The sequence below is a fragment of the Paraburkholderia humisilvae genome, from assembly GCF_902859855.1.
GTDB lineage: Bacteria > Pseudomonadota > Gammaproteobacteria > Burkholderiales > Burkholderiaceae > Paraburkholderia > Paraburkholderia humisilvae.
This window is the reverse complement of sequence record NZ_CADIKH010000002.1, coordinates 51,683-73,826: the sequence shown is the minus strand read 5'-3', so window position 1 is coordinate 73,826 and position 22,144 is coordinate 51,683. Positions and strand designations below refer to the sequence as shown.

Genomic DNA, 22,144 nt, shown 5'->3' with positions numbered 1-22,144 from the left:
CTTGTGGCACATGCGGGTTAGCAGTCGAGCGGCAGCAATATCTGAAACTCGGTATGCCCCGGGCGGCTCTCCACTTCGATCAGCCCTTCATGCTGTTGCACGAAAGTCTGCGCGAGCGTCAATCCGAGACCACTGCCGTCCTCGCGCCCCGACACGAGCGGATAAAAGATGCGGTCTCGAATCTCCTCGGGAATGCCCGGCCCGTTGTCGATGATATGCAAGTCCAATGCCAACTTGCACAAGCGCTTGGCGATCGTCACCTTGCGTGCCACGCGCGTACGCAATTCAATGCGCGCATCGCCCTGCGAGATCCTCTCGCGCAACGCTTCCGCCGCATTGCGCACGATATTCAGCACCGCCTGGATCAATTGCTCCTTGTCGCCGCGCAAGTCCGGCACGCTCACGTCGTAGTCGCGCACGACCGTGAGCCCGCGCGGAAACTCCGCGAGAATCACCGCGCGCACGCGTTCGCAGACCTCGTGAATATTCACGTCGCCGACGATATGCGGATGACGGTGCGGTTCGAGCAGACGATCGACCAGCGTCTGCAACCGGTCCGACTCCTTGATCACCACCTGCGTGTACTCGCGCAGCTCGTCGCGCTCGCGCACGCCGAGTTCGAACTCCAGCAACTGCGCGGCGCCGCGGATGCCGCCTAGCGGGTTCTTGATCTCGTGCGCGAGATTGCGGATCAGTTGCTTGTTAACCGCGGTCAGATCATGAATCCGCTCCTCGCGGTCGGTGCGCAGATGCCGTTCGTTTTCGAACAGTTCGAGCAGCACGTAGTCCTGCGCGCTTTCGAGAAAGCCGACGACCGCATGCACGTGCAACGGCTCATGACCCGGTCGTTCGAGCACCGCGTCGAGATGCGTCGCGTTGAATCGATGATCGGCGATAGCGGCAATCGTCTCCATCAATTCATCGGCATTCGAAAACACGTCGTGCCATGCCATCTGCGTAAGCTGCCGGCGTGATAATTCGAGCATCGATTCGGCCGAAGGATTCGCAAACGCCACGCGCAGCGTACGCTTTTCCAGTACCAGCACCACCGTCGGCAACGCTTCGAAGCCCGGCAGCAACCCGGACTCGACCAGTTGCACGTCTTCCGACAACGGCTCGCCGTGGCCGTGCCCTTTTCTAGCCTTGATCAGATTCTTCAGTACCATCTTGCAGTCCGGCGTGGATCAGACGATGAAGAAGCGCACGCCTCGTGCGCCGCAAACGTTGCGCGTGGCCCAACAAAAAGGGACGGCAGCGCCGTCCCTTGGGTCCTTCTAATCGCGAGCGTGGGACGCGCGCTTCGCCGACCTGCGGCGAAGCGCATCGCCGCTTACAGCGAGTAGTACAGTTCGAATTCGACCGGGTGCGTGGTCATGCGAACGCGCTGCAGTTCCGCTTCCTTCAGTTCGAGGTAGGCGTCGAGCATGCCGTCGGTGAACACGCCGCCGCGCGTCAGGAACTCGCGGTCCTTGTCGAGCGCTTCGAGCGCCTGATCGAGGCCGGCACACACGGTCGGGATCTTGGCATCCTCTTCCGGCGGCAGGTCGTACAGGTTCTTGTCAGCGGCTTCGCCCGGATGAATCTTGTTCTGCACGCCATCGAGACCCGCCATCATCAGCGCCGAGAACAGCAGGTACGGGTTCGCCATCGGGTCCGGGAAGCGCGTTTCGATACGGCGGCCCTTCGGATTGCTCACGTGCGGAATACGGATCGATGCCGAACGGTTGCGCGCCGAGTAGGCGAGCTTCACCGGCGCTTCGAAGTGCGGCACGAGACGCTTGTACGAGTTCGTCGTCGGGTTCGAGATCGCGTTCAACGCGCGAGCGTGCTTGATGATGCCGCCGATGTAGTACAGCGCGAATTCCGACAGGCCAGCATAGCCGTTGCCTGCGAACAGGTTCTGGCCATCCTTCCAGATCGACTGGTGCACGTGCATGCCCGAGCCGTTATCGCCGACCACCGGCTTCGGCATGAAGGTCGCCGTCTTGCCGTACGTGTGCGCGACGTTGTGCACGATGTACTTCAGGTTCTGCGTCCAGTCCGCGCGCTGCACGAGCGTCGAGAACTTCGTGCCGATTTCATTCTGGCCCTGGCCCGCCACTTCGTGGTGGTGCACTTCGACCGGAATGCCGATCTGCTCGAGCAGCAGACACATTTCCGAACGCATGTCCTGGAACGTATCGACCGGAGCAACCGGGAAGTAGCCGCCCTTCGGACCCGGACGGTGGCCGGTGTTGCCGCCTTCGAATTCCTTCGCCGACGACCACGGTGCTTCCTCCGAGCCGATCTTCACGAAGCAGCCCGACATATCGCTGCTCCATTGCACCGAGTCGAAAATAAAGAACTCGGGTTCCGGACCGAAGAATGCGGTGTCGCCCAGACCGGTGCTCTTCAGGTACGCTTCGGCGCGCTTTGCCAGCGAGCGCGGATCACGTTCGTACCCCTTGCCGTCCGACGGCTCGATCACGTCGCAGGTCAGCACGAGCGTCGATTCTTCGTAGAACGGGTCGACGAAGGCGGTGTCCGGATCCGGCACGAGCAGCATGTCCGACGCTTCGATGCCCTTCCAGCCGGCGATCGAGGAACCGTCGAACGCATGGCCGCTTTCGAACTTGTCGTCATCGAATGCCGACACCGGCACCGAAACGTGCTGTTCCTTACCGCGCGTGTCGGTGAAACGGAAGTCGACAAACTTGACGTCCTCGTCCTTGACGAGCTGCATGACGTCGGCCACGGATTTACTCATAACCTATCTCCTGATTAACGATTTCGGCGGTTTTAGCCGCCGCCCAATCTAGCTGACCCGTTCCCGCGCGTCTACAGGGTTCCGAAGCTTTAATTTACCGACGCGGGTCGAATCGAACGGCACGGATTAAAGCAGCTTCCGTGCCAATCATGCGCCAACAACGCGCGTCGGATTGAACGGCGCGCCGTTGCCGTGAATCGTCGCACGTTTTGCGCGACTCGCGAAATCGCGACGTGCAAGCATACGCACCACCAATGTGCGGAAAAAATGTGCGTGACCGTTTAAATCCTCACTTTGGTGCAGAGTCCTTATTTTGCACTTTTCCGGGGCAGTCATCGTGCTTCGCTCTGAATGATATAAGGCGACCGGTGCGGGCGCGCTTGCGATGCGCGGCGCGCTAGAATGGTCTTTTGGTTCAAAGGAGACACGCTGTCATGACCACGCTCGAACAGTTATACGCACAGGCCGAAAAGCGCCGCGTCGACAATCAGCTTCCCTATGCGGGCGCATTGTCCCCCGCTGAGGCATTCGAGCTTCTCGAACTGGATCCGCGCGTGCGGCTGATCGACGTGCGTACGCGCGCTGAACTCGATTGGGTCGGCCGCCCGCTCGTTGGCGACGGCCAGTATGCGCATATCGAATGGACCCGCTATCCGGGCGGTGTGCCGAACGCCGAGTTTATCGATCAGTTGCGCCAGGTCGCCAAGCCGGACACGCCGGTGCTGCTGCTATGCCGCAGCGCCGCGCGTTCGAAGCTCGCGGCCGTCGCCGCCGCGCAGGCCGGGTTCACGAAAATGATGGATCTGCTCGAAGGGTTCGAAGGCGACAAGGACAGCCAGGGACACAGGAAGACCGTGTCGGGCTGGTGCTTCCGCGGCTTGCCATGGATCGGCGCCTGACAGCGAACCTGACAGAACGCCCAACGGGCGCGTGAAGCCGCTTGCCTCGCGCGCCTGCGACACGCACCCGCGATTCCAGCAACACTCCGCTCAGCGATACCCAGCAATACCCGGCGATATCCCGCAATTCCCGGCGACGCTCACCCGCGCGGCTTCGGCGGCGCGGCCGCATCTATTTCGACGATATCGCCGCCAAGCAGGTGCACGCCTTCGCGCAGCTTGACGAACGCGGCCGCGACCGCTTCGGGTTCGCCCTTCACGCCCAGGTCAATGTGGCGCCGTGCGTAAATGCCGCCCCGCTCCGCATCGCCGACACTCGGCAAGCTGAACACGCGCACCCCCGGGAAATCGCGCTCGATCTTCTCCATCAACGGCGTCACCGTCGACTCCGGCAACTCAAATACCAGCAACGATTTTTCCGCGTGCGGCGTCGCATGGTGCAGGTGTGCGTACCTGGTATCCAGCACCCATTCGATCATCGGCCACGCCATCACCGGAAAGCCCGGCACGAAATGATGATGGTTGATCGAAAAGCCCGGAATCTTGTTGTAGCCGTTCGGAATGATCGATGCGCCGCGCGGATAGGTGCCCATATTGAGCCGGTGCAGATTGTCGGGCGAGTTGTAGTCGACGGGCTTGGGCGCATCGGCCGGATGCATCTCGCGAATCCGCTCGCGGATCAACACCGCGGCTTCCGGGTGCAGTTCCAGCGGCACCGCGAGCGCAGCGGCCGCGCATTGGCGCGTGTGATCGTCGGGTGTCGCGCCGATCCCGCCGGTCGAAAACACGATGTCGCCGCTCGCGAAGGTTCGGCGCAGCGTCGCGGTGATTCGCTCCGGCTCGTCGCCGATATAGTCGGCCCAGCCAAGCGACAGGCCGCGCGCCTTCAGAAGTTCGATGACCTTCGGCAGATGCTTGTCGACCCGTCTGCCCGAGAGGATTTCGTCGCCGATGATGATCACGCCAAATGCCATTGCCGCCTCGCGAAAGTGGGATGCCCGAATTGAATAGCAGGATCAGTAGGGAACCGGCGCCGTGCCATGCGGCCCTTGCTGTTCCGCGCGCAGACGCTGCAGCGCGCGCAGACAGTAGTAGCCGAACCAGAGCGCCGAAAAAACGAGGATGAACGCGTAAATCCAGATAGTCGCCGCGGTCATCACGGGAAACAGCACGATCAGCCACACCGACGATGCCCATAGCAGCGTCGGCAGCGAACCGAGCAAACCGCTCGCCACGCCGATCAGCAGCAGCGGCAACCGGTGCCGCCGCACGAGAATGCGCCGCTCGTCGCTGCTCGCGTGCAGCGCGAGCGCATCATAGGTCATCACGCGATAGGTGAGCCAGCCCCACAGCAGCGGCGGAATAAGCGCGAAGAACGGTGGAATCAGCCACAGCGGCAGCGTAATCACGAGCAAGACCAGACACACGAATGTCGTCCACAGCGAATGCGCGAGGCTGCCGTACCAGGTGCCGCCATGCCGCATTTCAAGGCTGGCGAACTGCCGCGCGGACAAGTGCTTGATGACCGCAGGCATCGACAGCGTCGCGATCAGCAGGAGCACTGACACGACGATCAGCGGGATCGCGATCGCAATCACGATAAACGGCGCAACCGCCGCGTGCAGCGACGAAAATCCGAGCCAGTCGAACAGATGGTAGAGCGTGGTCGTAAACGACCAGCCGTCAAGCCACGTGCGCGTCGCGCCGATCAGCGTCTGCCATGAAAACCACAGAATCGCGCCCCACACCACCACCGCCGCGAGGAACGGCATAAACGTCAGCCAGAGCATGCGCGGGTGGAGCACGCTGGCGAGCGCGCGTCCGAACGAGCGCAACAGGTCATTCATGCGAGCGGGTGCCGGTGAAAGAAACGTTGGGAAAAGGAACCGTACGAACGTGGAAAGGATAAACCACGCGGTACGTCAACGGTAACTGACGGTGCCGGAACGCGGAAAGCAGCGCTGGGAGGGGTCAAGCCGGATCAGGCGAGCGCTTGCGTGCTAGCCCCCGAGACTACCGCGGGCTTCGCCAAACGAAACGCGCGGTCAGAGCGCTGCGGCGTCATTGCCCGGTGCGCGGCGCTTCGGCACGACGCGCCGTGCGATGCGTACGAACGCGAGCCAATGCTGCGCGAGGAAGCCGTCACCGTAGCGGTGGCCATCGAGCTGGTCGCGAATGCCGGTCGGCTCCATCTCGCGACTCCACGACACACTGCCGAAGAGCATGTCCCACCATGGAAACAGGACGCCGAAATTGCAGCCGTACTTGAGCCCTTCGTGACCGTAGCCGATCGCATGATGACGACGATGGAACGTCGGGCTGACCAGCAGGCGCTCGCCGAGCCAACCGTAATACAGACGTATATTCGCGTGCTGCACGCTTTGCGCAAGGTTCGTGATCGCGACCAGCACGACGAACTGCGAAGGCGGCACACCAATAAAGAGCGCGATCAGCGCGAAAAAGCACGCCTGCAACAGATCGTCGAGCAGGTGATTGCGATCGTCGGACCACAGCGACATCTGCCGCTGGCTGTGATGCACCGCATGCAGCTCCCACCAGACGCCGAAGCGATGTTCCCATCGGTGATACCAATAGCCGGCGAAGTCGAGAACCAGCAGATAGATCACAAACGTCACGACCGGGATGGTCGTGACGCCGGGCCACAGATTGTCGATTTCGAGGTTCGCGATATTGTGCAGCCGCAGCCAGCCTTGCACGGCGTCGAAAAACGGCTGCAGCGCGAAGAAGAAGAACAGGTTCAGAATGCCGAGCTTCGCAATCCACGTGTACAGCACGTCGACGCGCACCGCCTTGCGGTCCTGCCACTTCTCGACTGGACGCAGCGCTTCGAGCGGCCGCAAGATCGCATACATCGCGAGCACTTCGAACACGCCGACGATCACCCAGTAAAGGCTGTCGTACGTGTCTTCGTCGTAGTCCATCAGGCCGAAGTGAAACAGCAACGGTTGCACGACGCTCTCGTACAACGCGGTTTGCAGCGCCGACACGGCGCTATCGAGCGTGGAGAAGATCAGATGGAACATGATGCTCGCTGTTCGTCTAAACCGTTGTGTGGTCGTGCCGTGTCGCCTGATTCAACCGCCCGCCTGATCCACCTGCATCAGGCGCCGTTCGGTGCGGTGACCGGCGCGCGGTCGTAAAAATAGATGCCATGCGGAGAACGTCCGACCGCAATGGTCTGGATCAGCTTGCGCTGCGACAGATCGATGATGCCGATGTGCTTCGCGAAGCGGAACGTTACCCACAGATAGCGTTTGTCCGCGGAAAGTTCCATGTCGTCGGGGCCGGGCATCAGGCCGGTGATGTCGCCGACGTTGGTCAGCGTCTCTTCGTCGATGATGCTGATCGTGTTCGCGACACGGTTGGACACCGCGACGTGCCGGCCGTCCGCCAGCGAGCGGAAATTGTGCGCGCCCTTGCCGGTCGGGATCGTCTTCACGATTTTCTGGTTCTTCCAGTCGACCACCGCGACGTAATCGGCGCCGGTCATGCCGACCAGCAGATATTTTTCGCCAGGCGTCATCCACAGGCCCGCCGGCACCTTGCCGACCTTCATTTTCCACTTCACCGTCTGCGTCGGCAGATCGACCGCCGCGAGTTCGCCGGACACCTGCAGCGTGACAAACACCGTTTTGCTATCCGCGGAGAACGCCATATGGCTTGGCATCACCGCGAGCGGCAGGCGCTGCGCGAGCGCGAGATTGTGGCCGTCATAGTGATAGATGTCGAGCCGGTCCAGCCGCAGACCGGTTGTGACCAGCCATTTGCGATCTGGCGAAAAACCGATCTGGTAAGGATCCTCGATGCCTTCGATCCAGCGTTGCACCTTGCCGGTCTTCGGGTCGACGAACAGCAGATTGTTCGACACGGAATTCGCGACGATCAGTGACGAATTGTCCGGCGTCGCCATCAGGTGGTGCGGTTCCTTGCCGGTCGGCACGGTGTCGACCACTTGCCGCGTCGCCTCGTCGATCAGGCTCAGCGTCGCTTCGCCGGAATTGAGCACGATCACATTGTTCGCGTGGACTGCCGGGGAGAACAGGACCGCTGCCGCGGCGAGCGCCGCGCCTGCCGAAAACGTGCTGGCCAAGCCGGGGAGGGAAAATTTGCGCATGAAGACTCACAACCGAAGACAGCCGCCATTGTAGAACGTTTGCGGCGCCAAACGGTTGACGGCGCGCAGGAATTTCCCAAGCGCGGCGCGTCGCCGCAACACCTTGGCCGCGGCGCGTGGATATCAGAAGCAGTAACGCCTATCGCGGTGATTTCCGATTGTTCCGATCGGATGCCCGTGACCGAATAGTGATTTTGTTGATTCAAATCGGATTCTCTTTATCGTGCTCCGGTTAATCAGATAATCATCTGAAAATCGATGTCGAAATTTTCGAATTAAAAGAACCATCCTATTACGATTGGCTAAACCCATTTTAAGAGTTTACTCATATCGCACGCACGCGTCGGCGCCGGAAAATCGCCTCTCCCGATCACCCGCCTATTCAGCCCGCACACGCGCCCGCTTGCCCGGCAGCGCGCGGCCTGAGCACACCCCGGAGGCTTTGACGCATGAACGCTATCAATAGAAGTCATTCGAATCGCACGATTAAAATTCGGCAGCCCGCATGTTTAGCGGCGGGAATCAGGCTAACTCAACCGCGCAATCTGATCGTTGTGCAAATGGCGCTCGCGGGTCTGCTCGCGATTGGCGCGGCACGGCCCGCGCACGCGAGCATTCCGGCCGCGCAGCAATATTTCGATGCCGACGGACTGCAAGACGGCAGCGACGGCGTCACGATCCTGCCAGGCAGTAAGGCGCTCGCCGTGGGTGCGGGCGCACACGCGCTCGCCAGCCGGGGAATAGCGATTGGCTGGGGCGCGGCAGTCAGCAACTGGGCGGGCATCGCGGTCGGCAGCGGCGCGAGCGTCGCCGGCTACGACGGCGTCGCCATCGGCGAGCAAGCGCTCGGCACCGCGACCGGTGCGTTCGCCGGCGGCGTCAATGCGCGCGCGAACCTGCTCGCGACGGCCATCGGCGCATACTCCGCCGCCACCGGCGACATGTCGTCTGCATTCGGCGCGTACTCGGGCGCAGGCGGTCGAGCGGCGCTTGCGCTCGGCCAGAACGCGCTCGCCGCGCACGACAACAGCGTCGCGCTCGGCGCAGGTTCGGCGACGCAGGTCGGCGCGCGCGCCGGCTATCTCGCGTACGGCCTGTCGGCAGCGCAAACGTCGCTCGGCGAAGTCAACGTCGGTCAACGCACGGTCAGCGGTGTCGCGGCCGGCGCGGCGGACCAGGATGCGGTCAACGTCGCGCAACTGAGAGCGCTCGACAGCAAGATCGACGCCGCCGCGGCGCGGCTTGCCGACACATTGGGCTACGAGTCGAATGCGGACGGCTCAGTCAACCGCAACAGCATCGTGCTTACCGGCGACCCGGACAGCGGCGGCACGCAGATTCACAACGTCGCTGACGCGCACGATGCGCACGATGCGGTCAACCTCGGACAGCTTTCGACGATGCTCGCCGGCGCGGTCGGCAATGGCGCGAGCACCGGCGCGAACCCATTGTTCGGTGCCGCCGGAGATCCGGCGGCTGAAGCTGCGCTCGCGAGCGGCGCGCACTCGATCGCCGCCGGCGCAAGCGCGCGGGCAGCCGGCGCGCAGGCGGTCGCATTCGGCGCGAACGCCCAGGCGGACGGGCCGAGTGCCGTCGCAATCGGCGCCCATGCGCGCGCAAACGGCACGAATGCCATCGCGATCGGCGCCGACGCACGCGCAAGCGGCAGCAACTCGCTCGCGCTTGGCGCAGCAACGAATGCGAGCGCGGACAATTCGGTCGCGCTCGGTTACGGCTCAAACGCGGACCGCGCAAACAGCGTGTCGCTCGGCACGACGGGCAACGAACGGCACATCACGCATGTCGCGCCAGCCATCGAGGGAACCGATGCGGTCAACCTGAATCAGCTGACTCAAACGATGAGCGGCACGCTCGGCGCCGCCAACCGCTATACCGACGACAAGGTCCGTTCGGTACGCCGCGACGCATACGGCGGCACGGCTGCCGCACTCGCGGTCGCCGCGCTGCCGCAGGCGGCTATACCGGGCCGCGGGATGATCGCGATCGCGGGCGGAACCTACGGCGGACAGTCGGCGTTGGCGTTCGGCGTGTCGCAACTGTCGGAAACCGGCACGTGGGCGTACCGGGTGCAAGGCACCGCGAGCTCGCGCGGCGAAGCGGGCGTGGCGCTTGGCGCCGGCACGCACTGGTAAGCGCGTCTGCCCCCGCCAAAGCCTGGGAGGGATTGGCGGGACGGATGCAGGCATGCCCCCATGTGCCTGCATCTTTTTGGCGCGATGCCGGCTTCCTCGTCTGACGGCATCGCGTCCTTTTTTGGAGGCTGCGCGCGTCGCATCCTCACGTCGCTTCGAGGTTTCGCTTCGCGCGCGATCGCGCCGGCCGCCGCCCTGCGCCCGACCCCACGCGACGCGCAGTCTAACCACGCGGATCAGCGCTGCAACGATTCCCAGACCTTATACAGCCGCTTCACCGAAACCGGCATCGGCGTGCGCAGTTCCTGAGCGAATAGCGACACGCGCAGTTCTTCGAGCAGCCAGCGAAACTCGGCAAGCCGCGCATCGGCAACGCCACCTCGCTGCGCCAGCGCACGCTGATAGTGCTGCAGCAGCGGATGAAACTCCGCGAATTGCCGTGCATCGCGCGCCGGATCGGCTTTCAGCTTGTCGATACGCAAGCCGATCGCTTTCAGATAGCGCGGGAAATGCGTCAACTGCGCATACGGAGTATCGACGACGAAGCGCTTACCGACTAGCGCATCGAGCTGACTCTGCAGATCCGCATACGCCGCCGCGAACGGCTTCGCCTGCGCAAGCTTTTTCAGCACCGTCGCGTACTCGTTAAGAATCTGTCCGACAAGCCGTGCGATTTCCTGGGCAAGCAACGTCAACCGGCTGCGGCCTTCGTCGCGCCGCGCGTGAAAGGCCGCGTCGTCGTCGGGCAGCGGGTCTTGCAGGCACGCGCGGTCGAGCGCAGTGTCGATCAGCTGATCGCGCAGCTCTTCCTGGGTCGCGCGCGCCATGAACTGCATCGCCATTTCGCGCACGCCCGGCAGATTCTTTTCGAGGTATTTGATCGGCTCGCGCAATTGCAGCGCGAACAGCCGCCGCAGCCCGGCGCGATGAATTCGCGCCGCTTCGTCCGGCGCATCGAACACTTCGACATCGCAATGCGTGCCGCGATCGACAAGCGCCGGATAGCCGTACAGCGTTTGCCCGCGCCGGCGAATTTCAAGCAGTTCGGGCAGCTTGCCGAAGTTCCACGTCGTCAGGTTTTCATAGAGCGCCGTGGCGGGCGCGGCGCCCGTGTCTTGCGGCGCCGTATGCGGAACGGGCGTGCCACCGGCGCTGCGCGCCGCGTCCGACGCCCTGGATGTGTTCAACGCCCCCGCCGCACCCGTGCCAGCCACTGCGCGGCTCAACGCATCGCCGGCCTGATCGACGAGCGTCGCGCTCGCCGCCAGCTTCTGGAACTGCTGCTGCGCTTCGCCGCCGAGCTCCGCGCGCAACTGCGCAAGATTGCGCCCCATCGCGAGCTGCCGCCCGTGTTCGTCGATCACCTTGAAGTTCATGAACAGGTGCGCGGGCAGGGTTTCGAGCTTGAAGTCCGATTGCTTGAGCGCGACCTGCGTCTCGCCGCGCACGTCTGCAATCAGCGCATCGACGAGGCTGCCCGCGCCGAAGCGCGCGCCGTCGCTCGTACGTTCCGCGAACCCCGCCGCGTATTGCGGCAGCGGCACGACGTGCCGGCGCAGCTTCTGCGGCAACGACTTCAGCAGGAGTTGCGCCTTCTCCTTCAGCATGCCGGGCACGAGCCACTCGGTGCGCCGCGCATCGATCTGATTGAGCGCATAGAGCGGCACCGCGAGCGTCACGCCGTCGCGCGGCGAGCCGGGCTCGAAGTGATACGTGAGCGCCATCTCGTTGCCCGCCATCGTCAACCGCTTCGGGAACAGGTCCGTGGTCACGCCCGCCGCTTCGTGGCGCATCAGGTCGTCACGCGACAGATACAGCAAGCGCGACTTGTCCTCCGGCTGGCTGCTCTTCTTCAGCTCATCGCGATACCAGCGCTCGAAGGCGGCGCCGGTGTGGATGCCCGGTGGAATCGCCTTATCGTAGAACGCGAAGATCAATTCGTCGTCGACCAGCACGTCCTGGCGGCGCGACTTGTGCTCGAGCTGTTCGATCTCCGCGAGCAGCTTGCGGTTGTGCGCGAAGAACGCAAGCTTCGTGTCGAATTCGCCTTCGACCAGCGCACCGCGAATAAACAGCGCCCGCGCGCGCGCCGGGTCCTGCTTGCCGAAACTGACGCGCCGCCGGTGATAGATCGGCAGGCCATACAACATCGCGCGCTCGTACGCGCTCACCTGCGCCGCGCGCTTTTCCCAATGCGGTTCGGACAGCGACTTCTTCAGCAGATGCGCGCCGACCTTTTCGACCCACTCCGGCTCGATCTTCGCGATGCCGCGCGCGTACAGCCGGCTCGTTTCGACGAGTTCCGCGGCCATCACCCAGCGCCCGGCTTTCTTCGCGAGCGCCGAGCCCGGCCACAGATAGAACTTGATGCCGCGCGCCCCGAGGAAATACGGTTCGTCGTCCGCTTTGAGACCGAGGTTGCCGAGCAGCCCGGTCAACAGCGCGAGATGGATCTGCTCGAAGGTCGCGTCGGACTCATTGAGCCGCCAGCCGTGCTCGCGCACGACAGTCAGCAACTGCGAGTGCACATCGCGCCATTCGCGCAGCCGCAGATGCGACAGAAAGGTCGCGCGGCACGCGTCGGTGAGCTGCCGGTTCGACTTCTTATGCGCAATCGCTTCTTCGAACCACGCCCAGATCTTCGGCCACTGTAGAAATTCGGAGCGCTCGTCGGCAAAACGCCGATGCGCCTGGTCGGCCTGCTCCTGCGCTTCGCTCGGCCGATCGCGCGGGTCCTGCACCGACAGCGCGCTCGCGATGATCAGCACTTCACGCAGCGCCTGCTGGTCGCGCGCGGCGAGGATCATCCGCCCCACGCGCGGATCGAGCGGCAGCCGCGCCAGCTCGCGCCCTAGCGGTGTCAACGCATTGTCGTCGTCGACCGCGCCCAGCTCGTTGAGCAGCTGATAGCCGTCCGCGATCGCGCGGCCAGGCGGCGGCTCGATAAACGGAAAGGTCTCGATCTCCGTCAGATGCAGCGACTTCATCCGCAAAATAACCGCAGCGAGCGACGAACGAAGAATTTCGGGGTCGGTGAAGCGCGCCCGCGCGGCGAAATCGGCTTCGTCGTACAGACGAATGCAAATGCCATCGGCAACGCGCCCGCAGCGGCCCGCGCGCTGGTTCGCCGACGCTTGTGAAATCGGCTCGACCTGCAGCTGCTCAACCTTGTTGCGATACGAATAGCGCTTCACGCGGGCCAGACCCGTATCGATCACATAGCGAATACCCGGCACCGTCAGCGACGTTTCCGCGACGTTCGTCGCGAGCACGATGCGGCGTGCGTTCGACGGCCGGAACACGCGCTCCTGCTCGGCCGCGGAGAGCCGCGCAAACAGCGGCAGGATCTCGGTGTGCGGCGGATGATGCTTGCGCAGCGCTTCCGCGGCGTCGCGAATCTCGCGCTCGCCGGGCAGAAACACGAGCACGTCGCCCGCGCCTTCGCGGCACAGCTCGTCGGCGGCATCGACGATCGCGTCGATCAGGTCGCGGTCGGTCTCGCGCTGCGATTTCTGGCGCTCCGCGCGCTCGCGTGACAGCGTGCCTTGCGCGGACTTGACCGCCGCGCTCTCCTCGGCGACCGGCCGATAACGCAGTTCGACCGGATACAACCGCCCGCTCACCTCGATCACCGGCGCGGGCTGGTCCCCGCTCGCGAAATGTCGCGCAAAGCGCTCCGCATCGATGGTCGCGGATGTGACGATCAGCTTCAGGTCCGGCCGCCTCGGCAGGATTTCCTTCAGATAGCCGAGCAGAAAGTCGATATTGAGGCTGCGCTCATGCGCTTCGTCGATGATCAGCGTGTCGTACGCTTTGAGCAGCGGGTCGGTTTGCGTCTCGGCAAGCAGAATGCCGTCCGTCATCAGCTTGACCGACGCACCCGGCGCGAGATTGTCGGTGAAGCGCACCTTGTAGCCGACCACTTCGCCGAACGGCGTGCCCAGTTCATCGGCAATGCGCCGGCCCGTTGCGGACGCGGCGATCCGGCGCGGCTGCGTGTGACCGATCAGCCCGCTGCCGCCGGCGCCGAGACCGCGCCCGAGCGACAGGCAGATTTTCGGCAGCTGCGTCGTCTTGCCCGAACCGGTTTCGCCGCTCACGATAACGACCTGATGGCCGGCAATCGCGCGCGCGATCTCGTCGCGCCGACCAGACACCGGTAACGCTTCGGGGAACGTAATCGGCGGGATCGGATTCGGTGCGGCCGCGCGCGGCGTATGCGCCTCTCGTGAACCTTGCGCGTTGCGTGGACCCGCTTGTGCGTCGCGTCGACCTTGCGGGGCACGCGCCTGCCCGGGCGAGCGCTGCGGGGGCGGTCGTGCGTCGTCGCGCACGTCACGCGACTCTTCGGGTCCTCGCTCGGGCGTGGTTTTCACGTCAGAAGCGACGGGACTTTTGGGTACATTCGACATGGGGGCGCATTATAATCCCGGGCATGAATTCCCAAACCGACCTTCACTCCGCATCCGCGAGCGCCCCGGCCCCTGCCGGCGGCGCGATCGCAAGTCCCGCGCAACATGCGCAATTCGTCGACTGGATGCGCTCGGTCGCTCCGTACATCCACGCGTTCAACAACAAGACGTTTGTCGTCGGGTTCGGCGGCGAAGTGGTGCATGAGGGGCTCCTCAACGCGTTGGTGTCCGATATCGCGCTGCTTCAGGCGATGGGCATTCAGATCGTTCTGGTGCATGGCTCGCGCCCGCAGGTCGAAGAACAGATGAGCCTGCACGGCGTGCAATCCGAATTCTCGCAGGGCATGCGCATTACCGATGCGCGCGCACTCGAATCGGCGAAGGAAGCGGCCGGCGAAGTGCGTCTCGATATCGAGGCCGCGATCAGCCAAGGTTTGCCGAACACGCCGATGGCGCACGCGCACATCAGCGTCGTGTCGGGCAACTTCGTGACCGCGCGGCCGGTCGGTATTCTCGACGGGGTCGATTTCCAGCATACCGGCGTGGTGCGCAAGATCGATGCCGAGTCGATCCGCCACTCGCTCGCGAGCCGCAAGCTGGTGCTGCTGTCGCCGCTTGGCTTTTCGCCGACCGGCGAAGCGTTCAATCTGGCGATGGAAGACGTCGCATCGGCCGCGGCGATTGCGCTGCGCGCGGACAAGCTCGTGTTTCTGACCGAGACCGACGGGCTGGTCGAAGGCGGCGAGCTGGTCCGTGAAATGTCGCTCGACGACGCCTACAAGCTGCAGGAAAGCGGCCAGGTGCAAGGCGACGCGGCGTTCTATCTGAAGCACTCTATCCGTGCGTGCCGCGGCGGCGTGGCGCGTGCGCACATCATTCCTTACGCGCTCGACGGCAGTCTGCTGCTCGAGCTGTTCCTGCACGATGGCGTCGGCACGATGATCTCTTACGAGAACCTCGAGAGCCTGCGCGAAGCGACACCGGACGACGTCGGCGGCATTCTGACGCTGATCGAGCCGCTCGAAACCGATGGCACACTGGTGCGCCGCGGGCGGCATCAGATCGAGCGCGATATCGACCACTTCTCGGTGATCGAGCACGATGGCGTGCTGTTCGGCTGCGCGGCGCTCTACCCGTATACGCAGGAAAAGATCGGCGAGATGGCGTGCCTGACGGTCGCGCCGGAAGCGCAGAATTCCGGCGACGGCGAACGGCTTCTGCGGCGGATCGAGCAACGCGCGCGGGCACGCGGCCTGAACCGCATCTTCGTGCTGACGACGCGCACCGAACACTGGTTTCTCAAACGCGGCTTCGTGAAGGCAACGGTCGACGACCTGCCGGAAGACCGCCGCCGCCTCTACAACTGGCAACGCAAATCGCTCGTGCTGATGAAGCAGCTGTGAGCGTCACCGCGATCGCCCCCCTATCTATCAGGAGAAGCACAGCATGGCTCGCATGGTTCAATGCACGAAGCTCGGCAAGGAAGCCGAAGGCCTCGATTTCCCGCCGCTGCCGGGCGAACTCGGCAAGCGGATTTATGAAAGCGTGTCGAAGGAAGCCTGGCAGGCGTGGCTCAAGCAGCAAACGATGCTGATCAACGAGAACCGCCTGAACATGGCCGACCCGCGCGCGCGCCAGTACCTGATGAAGCAGACCGAAAAATTCTTCTTCGGCGAAGGCGCCGATCAGGCGTCGGGGTACGTGCCGCCGTCCCAAGGCTAAGCCGGGTGGCGCTGAGGCTTACTGGCGCTGGCGACCGCTAGTCGTCGTTAGCCCGGTAGCCGCTGCCTGCCAATGGCGCCCTGAACAGGCGATCAAACCGCCACTCGACGCCAACCCAAAGCCGATCGAATCCGCGCGCCATGCGCGGATTTTTTTTATTTTTTAATGCCGAACCGCCTAAGCTGGTCTGGTTCGCGCCACGGCCTTGCAATTCCGCTGCATCCCCGCCCAGCAAAGGATACAGCATTCCCGGCCGAGCCTTGTCGGACAAGGGGTTTGCACGATCCTCTGCCATCGTGCTAACATGTTCATCGTTCTAACAGTAAGTCACCTGCATTTCGCCGTTCGCCCCGGAATCGGCGCGTCCTTTGCGCGCCCGCTCGCCGCATTGCCCGCTTCCGGTATCGAATCGTTTTCAACCAGAGGGCTTGTCGGCCTTTGCGCCGGACGTCACCGTCCGTGCGCGTCGTAACCGGTCCGCGCCGGTTCGCTAAGCGGTCCGTTTAGCGGTCTTTTTCAAGCCCTTCAAAACGGGCGCACAGCAATTCCGGCAACCCGCCGTTTTGCACGCGCCATCGCTGTATCCGCCCCGCTTCGCGGGCTCTGGTCTCACGGCCAGGCGGATGCAAACCTGCAGCAGTACCTGACCAAGTGCAATTTCGCGACGACCCGCGACGCACCGGCGCTGACTTGTCGCGCCTGCGAGAGGCTTCGCCGGGCGCATCCCGGCACCGGACTTCCACGAATTTCCGCGAGATTCTTGCTGAAGCCGGCCGTCGACGAAAGCGCACTTCCCAGCAACCGTGGCTCGACGTGCATGCATGGACGCGCGTCAAGCCGCAGTCATTGGAGAGTTTGACTTGACCGCATCCCGCAACAGCTTCTGGCGACACAACAACCACGAAAACCGCCTCTCACTCGACGACATCACGATCGTCGACAACAGCCTTCTCAAACGCGCCGTCGGCGCGATGGCGCTCGGCAACGCGATGGAATGGTTCGACTTCGGTGTGTACAGCTACATCGCGGTCACGCTCGGCAAAGTGTTCTTCCCGTCCAGCAGCCCGTCCGCGCAACTGATCGCGACCTTCGGCACGTTCGCCGCCGCGTTCCTCGTGCGGCCGATCGGCGGCATGGTGTTCGGGCCGCTTGGCGACCGCATCGGTCGCCAGCGCGTACTCGCGATGACGATGATCATGATGGCGGTCGGCACGTTCGCGATCGGCCTGATTCCGAGCTACACGTCGATCGGCGTGCTCGCGCCGGTGCTGCTGCTGGTCGCGCGTCTGGTCCAAGGCTTTTCGACCGGCGGCGAATACGGCGGCGCGGCCACCTTCATCGCGGAGTTCTCGACTGACCGGCGGCGCGGCTTTATGGGCAGCTTCCTCGAGTTCGGCACGCTGGTCGGCTACATCCTCGGCGCGGGCACGGTCGCGATCCTGACCGCGACGCTGTCGCAGGATGCACTGCTGTCGTGGGGCTGGCGCGTGCCGTTCATGATCGCCGGGCCGCTTGGCCTCGTCGGTCTGTATATCCGCCTGAAGCTCGAAGAAACGCCGGCGTTCAAACAGGAAGCGCAAGCGCGCGAAGCGGAAGACAAGGCGCGGCCGAAAGAAACGCTGCGCGCACTGCTTGCGCAGCAATGGAAGCCGCTGTTGCTGTGCGTCGGCCTCGTACTGATCTTCAATGTGACCGACTACATGGCGCTGTCCTATCTGCCGAGCTACCTGTCGGCGACGCTGCACTTCAACGAAACGCACGGCCTGTTCCTCGTGCTGCTCGTGATGGTGCTGATGATGCCGATGACGCTCTTCGCCGGCCGTCTGTCCGACGCGATCGGCCGCAAGCCGGTGATGCTGTTCGGCTGCGTGGGGCTGTTCGTGCTGTCGGCGCCCGCGCTGCTGCTGATACGCATGGGCACCGTGGTGCCGGTATTCGCCGGCCTGCTGATACTCGGCGCACTGCTCTCAACGTTCACCGGCGTGATGCCATCCGCGCTGCCCGCGCTGTTTCCGACCAGGATCCGGTACGGTGCGCTGGCGATCGGCTTCAACGTATCGGTGTCGCTGTTCGGCGGCACGACGCCGCTGGTTGCCGCGTGGCTCGTCGAGCACACCGGCAATCTGATGATGCCTGCGTACTATCTGATGGGTGCGTCGCTGATCGGCCTGGTGTCGGTGGTCGCGTTGCGCGAGACCGCGAGGAAGCCGCTGCTCGGCTCCGCGCCCTGCGTGGCGACCCGTGCGGAAGCGCATGCGGTGCTGCGCGGCCAGCGTGAAGCGGAAGAGCTCGACGAAGCCTATGCGGCGACGGCCACGGTACGGGCTTAAGCAAACCCGCAACCGCGCGCCGGGGTTCAATCCGGCGCGTACTTGAATTCGGGCAATGCTTCGATTGACTGCTTCGTCGCATCGGGCAGCACGATCTGCTTGTCGCTGATCTGCAGGCTGTTGAACGGCACCGCGACGTAGTGCTTGCCCATGCCAAGGAAACCGCCGACCGACAGAATAGCGAACGCATTCTGCTCGGACGGCGACAGGATCAGATCGTCGATTGTGCCGATCCGATCCTTGTCACGGTTGTAGACGGTCGCACCGGTGAGCTTCGACGCGCGGAAACCCGCGCCCATGTGAACCACATCGACGCGTGTTTGCGTCACCGATTGTGGCGCGCCTTGCGCGGCGGCGCCCGTTGCCACACTCATCGCGCTCGCTGCAATGAGTGCTGCGACAAACTGAGTAATGGGTCGCTGGATCACGGCTCCTCCCTTCGCGTTGGTGCGTGCGTGCGTTGGTGCGTGCGTTGGTGCGTGCGCTTGCGCGTGCATTTATGCGCTCAACACAAAGCAATCGTTCAATGACCCGGCCACACGCACACGCATCGCATGCGCGTCGCGCGTTGGACCGAGGTCTTTCCAGTAGGGATAGCAAAGGACGTGCCGCGGACGCGCCGCGCCGCGGCCCGCCGCTCACGCAATCAGCGTATGCAACGTTGCATGAACCTGCGCGCCGTCGATCAGCAAAAGGCCCGCGGATATCGGCAGCCTGAAACGCCGCGGCCCCGCGCTGCCGGGATTTACGTACAGCACGCCATCGCGTTCGTCGATGCGCGGCTGATGCGAATGCCCGGTGACGACCACGCGCACGCCGTCGCGATGCACATTCTTGCCGACATCGGCCATATCGTGCACAACGAGAATCGTCACGTCGCGCACCGTCAGCGTCGCGTGCGTCGGCAATGCCGCGGCCCATGCGCCGGTGTCATTGTTGCCGCGGACCGCCGTAACCGGTGCGATCTCGCGCAATGCGTCGAGCACCGCCGGTTCGCAGATATCGCCGGCATGTACGATCGCATCGCAGCCTTCGAGATGGCGCAGCGCTTCGGGACGCACGAGATTATGCGTATCGGAGATCAGACCGATGCGGGCCACTTTCGACGATGCCAAAGACGACGAAGCTGAAGGTGACGAGGTCATCGCAGATCACTCCGCCAGCGCGCGTTCAATGCGCCGGTCCGGCACCAGCCAGATTGCGGCCATCAACGTGTACAGCACGGCCGACATCCACGGCTCCACAAACGCAAGCACCACGCCCGCCAGATACACCACGACCGATAGCTTGCCTTTCCGGTCGGCGCCGAGTGCACGCGCGAGCGTCGAATCGGGACCATGGTGGCGCACCATCACATGCGCCAGAATGAAATACGCGATTGCGGACATCAGCAGCACGACGCCGTATAGCGCGGTGGGCCACGCGGACAGGTGACTCTCGCCCAGCCAGTGAGTCACCGCCGGCAGCAGCGACAGCCAGAACAGCAGATGCAGATTCGCCCAAAGTGTCGCGCCGTTGACCTTCTGCACCGTATGGAACATATGATGGTGATTGTTCCAGTAAATGCCGACATAGATAAAGCTCAGCACATACGCACAGAACACGGGCCCGACAGGCCGCAGCGATTCCAGATCGAAGCCTTCGGGCACTTTGAGCTCAAGCACCATGATCGTGATGATGATCGCAATCACGCCGTCGCTGAACGCTTCGATACGCCCTTTGCCCATCTGCCGGTTTCCTTTGTCTCAGTTGGATAACGACGGTGCACGTGGCGACCGCGCGCGCTGCGGCCGATTATCGGCGATCGTCCCGCCGTTTGTCGACCTCGGCTGAATAGTGAACCGCGAGCCACACGGTTGGCTGATCCGGATGGGTCCATGCGACGCGATGGCGGCGATGCGCTTCGATCAGCAGGTAGTCGCCGGGCCGCATGTCGTGCCGCGCGGCATCGTGTTCGAACTCGAGCGCCGCCGCACCCGTCAGCAGCACGACCCATTCGTCGCGGGGGCTGTCGTACCAGAAGCCAGCGGGGCTCGCATGCGCCATTGAAACGATGCGTTCGATGGTCAGATCGCCGCGTTCGGCGAGCACGTCGACATGCTCGTGCGGACCCTGTTCGACAGCGCTGAATAGATTGCCGGCTACGCCGGGCGGACGTTTCGCAGCGGGGTTCAACGCGGCCTCGGCGTCATTCGAGCGGCTTCAGGCTATCGAGCAGCGTCGGCACCAGCTCGCTGACTGTCGGGTGGACATGCATCGCGAATTGCAGCGTCGGATACGGCGCGCGCGCCGTCATGATGTCGATGAAAGTGTGAATCGCTTCATCGCCGTCGACGCCGTAAATGGTCGCACCGAGAATCTGTTTCGTTTGCGAGTCGACCAGCGCTTTCATGAAGCCGTCCGTTTCGCCTTTCTCGCGCGCACGGCCGACACGCGTCATCGGCATCGTGGCGATCAGCGCCGCGCGGCCCGATTGGCGAACGTCCGTTTCCGATAACCCGACGCGCGCGAGCGGCGGATCGATGAACACCGCAGACGCCATGATCCGGTCGTCGACGCTGCGCTTGCCGCCGTCGAGCAGATTGGCGGCGACGATCAGATAGTCGTCGTACGAGGTATGCGTGAATGCGCCGCGGCCATTGATATCGCCGATCGCCCAGATGCCGGGCGCATTCGTGCGCAATTGCCCGTCGACCGGAACCGTGCCATGTGGGTCCACGTGGACGCCCGCAACGTCGAGACCGAGATCGTCGGTGTTCGGCCGGCGGCCGGTCGCGAATAGCAGATGCGACGCTTCGACCGGAATGCCAGACGCGCACGTGACTCGTGCGGCCGTTGAACCGTCGCCATGCAGCGGCTCGATGCGAACGGGCTCGGACATGAAACGAAACGCGATGCCCTCGCGCGCAAGCACCTTTTGCACCGCTTCCGCGAAATCCGCGTCTTCGCGCTTGAGCAACCGGTCGCTACGCACCAGCACGGTCACGCGGCTGCCGAAGCGGCGGAACACCTGCGCAAACTCGAGTGCGATATAGCTGCCGCCGACGATCACCAGATGCTCGGGAAGCTCGGTCAGATCGAGCAGCGTCGAGTTCGTGTAGTAGCGGATCCGCTCGAGGCCGTCGACCTTTGGAATCACAGGGCGCGTGCCGGTGTTCAGGAAGAATTCGTCGGCGCTCAGTTCATCGCTGACGCGCCCTTCGTGGTCCGTGATCGAAAGGGTGCGCGGGCCGGTAAAGCGGCCGTGGCCAGTGAACACCGACACGTTCTGCGCGGTGCGCAGCCACTTTTCGACGCCGGTGCGCGACTGGCCGATGATGCGATCCTTACGCGCCTTCACCTGAGCCAGATCGACGGTGACTTCACCGCTGACCTGCACGCCATAGCCGGCCGCATGACGCGCGACATGCGCGGCGCGCGCGCTCGCCACATAAGCCTTGGTGGGCGTACAGCCAACGTTGACGCACGTGCCGCCGAACAAATCACGTTCGACGATGGCCGTTTTGCGGCCGCTCTTGCCGAGCCGGACGGCGAGCGGCGAGCCGCCCTGCCCTGTGCCGATCACGATTGCGTCGAAGTGCTGTGGCATGGCAGATCTCCCAAAGCGCGGGTCGAGGATCGGTCATCTTACGCCAGCCCGACGACAATGCCCTGCAAGCAGGGCGGCAGCCCATGCCAAAAGCCTTCGGCAAAAGAAAACCGGGCGTCGAGCGCCCGGTTTCTATCGACAGACGCGCCTTTCAGGCG

At 63.8% G+C, this 22,144-nt stretch carries 19 protein-coding genes; 5 read left to right on the top strand and 14 right to left on the bottom strand.

Annotated elements, in window-relative coordinates; genetic code table 11:
- Positions 1-17: 17 nt before the first annotated feature.
- The 3 genes from glnL to HV796_RS43335 form a co-directional block, all read right to left on the bottom strand.
- Entirely contained in the window at positions 18-1,166 is a 1,149-nt protein-coding gene (gene glnL, locus HV796_RS02035) for a nitrogen regulation protein NR(II) (RefSeq protein WP_175224679.1), read from the bottom strand.
- A gap of 164 nt (positions 1,167-1,330) precedes the next feature.
- The gene (gene glnA, locus HV796_RS02030; protein WP_175224677.1) at positions 1,331-2,746 is read right to left on the bottom strand and encodes a type I glutamate--ammonia ligase; all 1,416 of its coding nucleotides are present in this window, start codon (positions 2,744-2,746) and stop codon (positions 1,331-1,333) included.
- A gap of 147 nt (positions 2,747-2,893) precedes the next feature.
- On the bottom strand, positions 2,894-3,082 hold the full coding sequence (locus HV796_RS43335) for a hypothetical protein (RefSeq protein WP_217477834.1): 189 nt from the start codon (positions 3,080-3,082) through the stop codon (positions 2,894-2,896).
- Positions 3,083-3,180: 98 nt separating this feature from the next.
- Between HV796_RS43335 and HV796_RS02025 the strand changes: the two genes are divergently transcribed.
- Positions 3,181-3,645 (top strand): rhodanese-like domain-containing protein, encoded by a 465-nt coding sequence (locus HV796_RS02025; RefSeq protein ID WP_175224675.1) that lies wholly within the window; start codon positions 3,181-3,183, stop codon positions 3,643-3,645.
- Between the two features lie 140 nt (positions 3,646-3,785).
- Here HV796_RS02025 and HV796_RS02020 read toward each other — a convergent pair whose 3' ends face one another.
- From HV796_RS02020 to HV796_RS02005, 4 genes are all read right to left on the bottom strand, one after another.
- Positions 3,786-4,619, bottom strand: coding sequence for a competence/damage-inducible protein A (locus HV796_RS02020; protein ID WP_175224673.1), 834 nt, complete (start codon positions 4,617-4,619; stop codon positions 3,786-3,788).
- 42 nt (positions 4,620-4,661) lie between these two features.
- Positions 4,662-5,492 carry an EI24 domain-containing protein gene (locus HV796_RS02015; protein WP_175224671.1) on the bottom strand — a complete coding sequence of 277 codons (831 nt, stop codon included), beginning with the start codon at positions 5,490-5,492 and terminating at the stop codon, positions 4,662-4,664.
- A gap of 198 nt (positions 5,493-5,690) precedes the next feature.
- Positions 5,691-6,689: a sterol desaturase family protein gene (locus tag HV796_RS02010; RefSeq protein WP_175224669.1), complete on the bottom strand. Its 999-nt coding sequence runs from the start codon at positions 6,687-6,689 to the stop codon at positions 5,691-5,693.
- Positions 6,690-6,766: 77 nt separating this feature from the next.
- On the bottom strand, positions 6,767-7,780 hold the full coding sequence (locus tag HV796_RS02005) for a YVTN family beta-propeller repeat protein (protein WP_175224667.1): 1,014 nt from the start codon (positions 7,778-7,780) through the stop codon (positions 6,767-6,769).
- A gap of 560 nt (positions 7,781-8,340) precedes the next feature.
- Here HV796_RS02005 and HV796_RS45350 point away from each other — a divergent pair.
- A complete protein-coding gene (locus HV796_RS45350; RefSeq protein ID WP_175224665.1) occupies positions 8,341-9,933 on the top strand; it encodes a YadA family autotransporter adhesin in 1,593 nt (530 codons plus the stop codon).
- 236 nt (positions 9,934-10,169) lie between these two features.
- On the opposite strand, the gene hrpA is transcribed toward HV796_RS45350, so the two are convergent.
- A complete protein-coding gene (gene hrpA / locus HV796_RS01995) occupies positions 10,170-14,345 on the bottom strand; it encodes an ATP-dependent RNA helicase HrpA (protein ID WP_175224663.1) in 4,176 nt (1,391 codons plus the stop codon).
- A 23-nt stretch (positions 14,346-14,368) separates the two neighbouring features.
- On the opposite strand from hrpA, the gene argA reads away from it, so the two are divergent.
- On the top strand, positions 14,369-15,748 hold the full coding sequence (gene argA / locus HV796_RS01990; RefSeq protein WP_175224661.1) for an amino-acid N-acetyltransferase: 1,380 nt from the start codon (positions 14,369-14,371) through the stop codon (positions 15,746-15,748).
- 43 nt (positions 15,749-15,791) lie between these two features.
- Positions 15,792-16,067, top strand: coding sequence for an oxidative damage protection protein (locus tag HV796_RS01985; protein ID WP_134195193.1), 276 nt, complete (start codon positions 15,792-15,794; stop codon positions 16,065-16,067).
- 37 nt (positions 16,068-16,104) lie between these two features.
- Here HV796_RS01985 and HV796_RS01980 read toward each other — a convergent pair whose 3' ends face one another.
- Entirely contained in the window at positions 16,105-16,314 is a 210-nt protein-coding gene (locus tag HV796_RS01980) for a hypothetical protein (RefSeq protein WP_217477832.1), read from the bottom strand.
- 613 nt (positions 16,315-16,927) lie between these two features.
- On the opposite strand from HV796_RS01980, the gene proP reads away from it, so the two are divergent.
- A complete protein-coding gene (gene proP, locus HV796_RS01975; protein WP_175224657.1) occupies positions 16,928-18,397 on the top strand; it encodes a glycine betaine/L-proline transporter ProP in 1,470 nt (489 codons plus the stop codon).
- 26 nt (positions 18,398-18,423) lie between these two features.
- Here proP and HV796_RS01970 read toward each other — a convergent pair whose 3' ends face one another.
- From HV796_RS01970 to HV796_RS01950, 5 genes are all read right to left on the bottom strand, one after another.
- Positions 18,424-18,771: a PRC-barrel domain-containing protein gene (locus HV796_RS01970; protein ID WP_175224655.1), complete on the bottom strand. Its 348-nt coding sequence runs from the start codon at positions 18,769-18,771 to the stop codon at positions 18,424-18,426.
- Positions 18,772-19,035: 264 nt separating this feature from the next.
- Positions 19,036-19,542: a metallophosphoesterase family protein gene (locus HV796_RS01965; protein WP_175224653.1), complete on the bottom strand. Its 507-nt coding sequence runs from the start codon at positions 19,540-19,542 to the stop codon at positions 19,036-19,038.
- Positions 19,543-19,548: 6 nt separating this feature from the next.
- Positions 19,549-20,124, bottom strand: a complete 576-nt coding sequence (locus tag HV796_RS01960) for a TMEM175 family protein (RefSeq protein WP_175224651.1) — start codon at positions 20,122-20,124, stop codon at positions 19,549-19,551.
- 67 nt (positions 20,125-20,191) lie between these two features.
- Entirely contained in the window at positions 20,192-20,572 is a 381-nt protein-coding gene (locus tag HV796_RS01955; RefSeq protein ID WP_175224649.1) for a cupin domain-containing protein, read from the bottom strand.
- 13 nt (positions 20,573-20,585) lie between these two features.
- Positions 20,586-21,986 carry an FAD-containing oxidoreductase gene (locus HV796_RS01950; protein ID WP_175224647.1) on the bottom strand — a complete coding sequence of 467 codons (1,401 nt, stop codon included), beginning with the start codon at positions 21,984-21,986 and terminating at the stop codon, positions 20,586-20,588.
- Between the last annotated feature and the right edge of the window lie 158 nt (positions 21,987-22,144).

Excerpts from the sequence above, each read along its gene's own strand:
- glnA (WP_175224677.1), bottom strand. The coding sequence starts at position 2,746 with ATGAGTAAATCCGTGGCCGACGTCATGCAGCTCGTCAAGGACGAGGAC.
- HV796_RS01980 (WP_217477832.1), bottom strand. The coding sequence starts at position 16,314 with ATGCTGTATCCTTTGCTGGGCGGGGATGCAGCGGAATTGCAAGGCCGT.
- HV796_RS02005 (WP_175224667.1), bottom strand. The coding sequence starts at position 7,780 with ATGCGCAAATTTTCCCTCCCCGGCTTGGCCAGCACGTTTTCGGCAGGC.
- HV796_RS02020 (WP_175224673.1), bottom strand. The coding sequence starts at position 4,619 with ATGGCATTTGGCGTGATCATCATCGGCGACGAAATCCTCTCGGGCAGA.
- HV796_RS01985 (WP_134195193.1), top strand. The coding sequence starts at position 15,792 with ATGGCTCGCATGGTTCAATGCACGAAGCTCGGCAAGGAAGCCGAAGGC.
- HV796_RS02025 (WP_175224675.1), top strand. The coding sequence starts at position 3,181 with ATGACCACGCTCGAACAGTTATACGCACAGGCCGAAAAGCGCCGCGTC.
- HV796_RS01950 (WP_175224647.1), bottom strand. The coding sequence starts at position 21,986 with ATGCCACAGCACTTCGACGCAATCGTGATCGGCACAGGGCAGGGCGGC.
- hrpA (WP_175224663.1), bottom strand. The coding sequence starts at position 14,345 with ATGTCGAATGTACCCAAAAGTCCCGTCGCTTCTGACGTGAAAACCACG.
- HV796_RS01965 (WP_175224653.1), bottom strand. The coding sequence starts at position 19,542 with ATGACCTCGTCACCTTCAGCTTCGTCGTCTTTGGCATCGTCGAAAGTG.
- HV796_RS01970 (WP_175224655.1), bottom strand. The coding sequence starts at position 18,771 with ATGAGTGTGGCAACGGGCGCCGCCGCGCAAGGCGCGCCACAATCGGTG.
- HV796_RS43335 (WP_217477834.1), bottom strand. The coding sequence starts at position 3,082 with ATGACTGCCCCGGAAAAGTGCAAAATAAGGACTCTGCACCAAAGTGAG.
- HV796_RS02015 (WP_175224671.1), bottom strand. The coding sequence starts at position 5,492 with ATGAATGACCTGTTGCGCTCGTTCGGACGCGCGCTCGCCAGCGTGCTC.
- HV796_RS01960 (WP_175224651.1), bottom strand. The coding sequence starts at position 20,124 with ATGGGCAAAGGGCGTATCGAAGCGTTCAGCGACGGCGTGATTGCGATC.
- glnL (WP_175224679.1), bottom strand. The coding sequence starts at position 1,166 with ATGGTACTGAAGAATCTGATCAAGGCTAGAAAAGGGCACGGCCACGGC.
- HV796_RS02010 (WP_175224669.1), bottom strand. The coding sequence starts at position 6,689 with ATGTTCCATCTGATCTTCTCCACGCTCGATAGCGCCGTGTCGGCGCTG.
- argA (WP_175224661.1), top strand. The coding sequence starts at position 14,369 with ATGAATTCCCAAACCGACCTTCACTCCGCATCCGCGAGCGCCCCGGCC.
- HV796_RS45350 (WP_175224665.1), top strand. The coding sequence starts at position 8,341 with ATGGCGCTCGCGGGTCTGCTCGCGATTGGCGCGGCACGGCCCGCGCAC.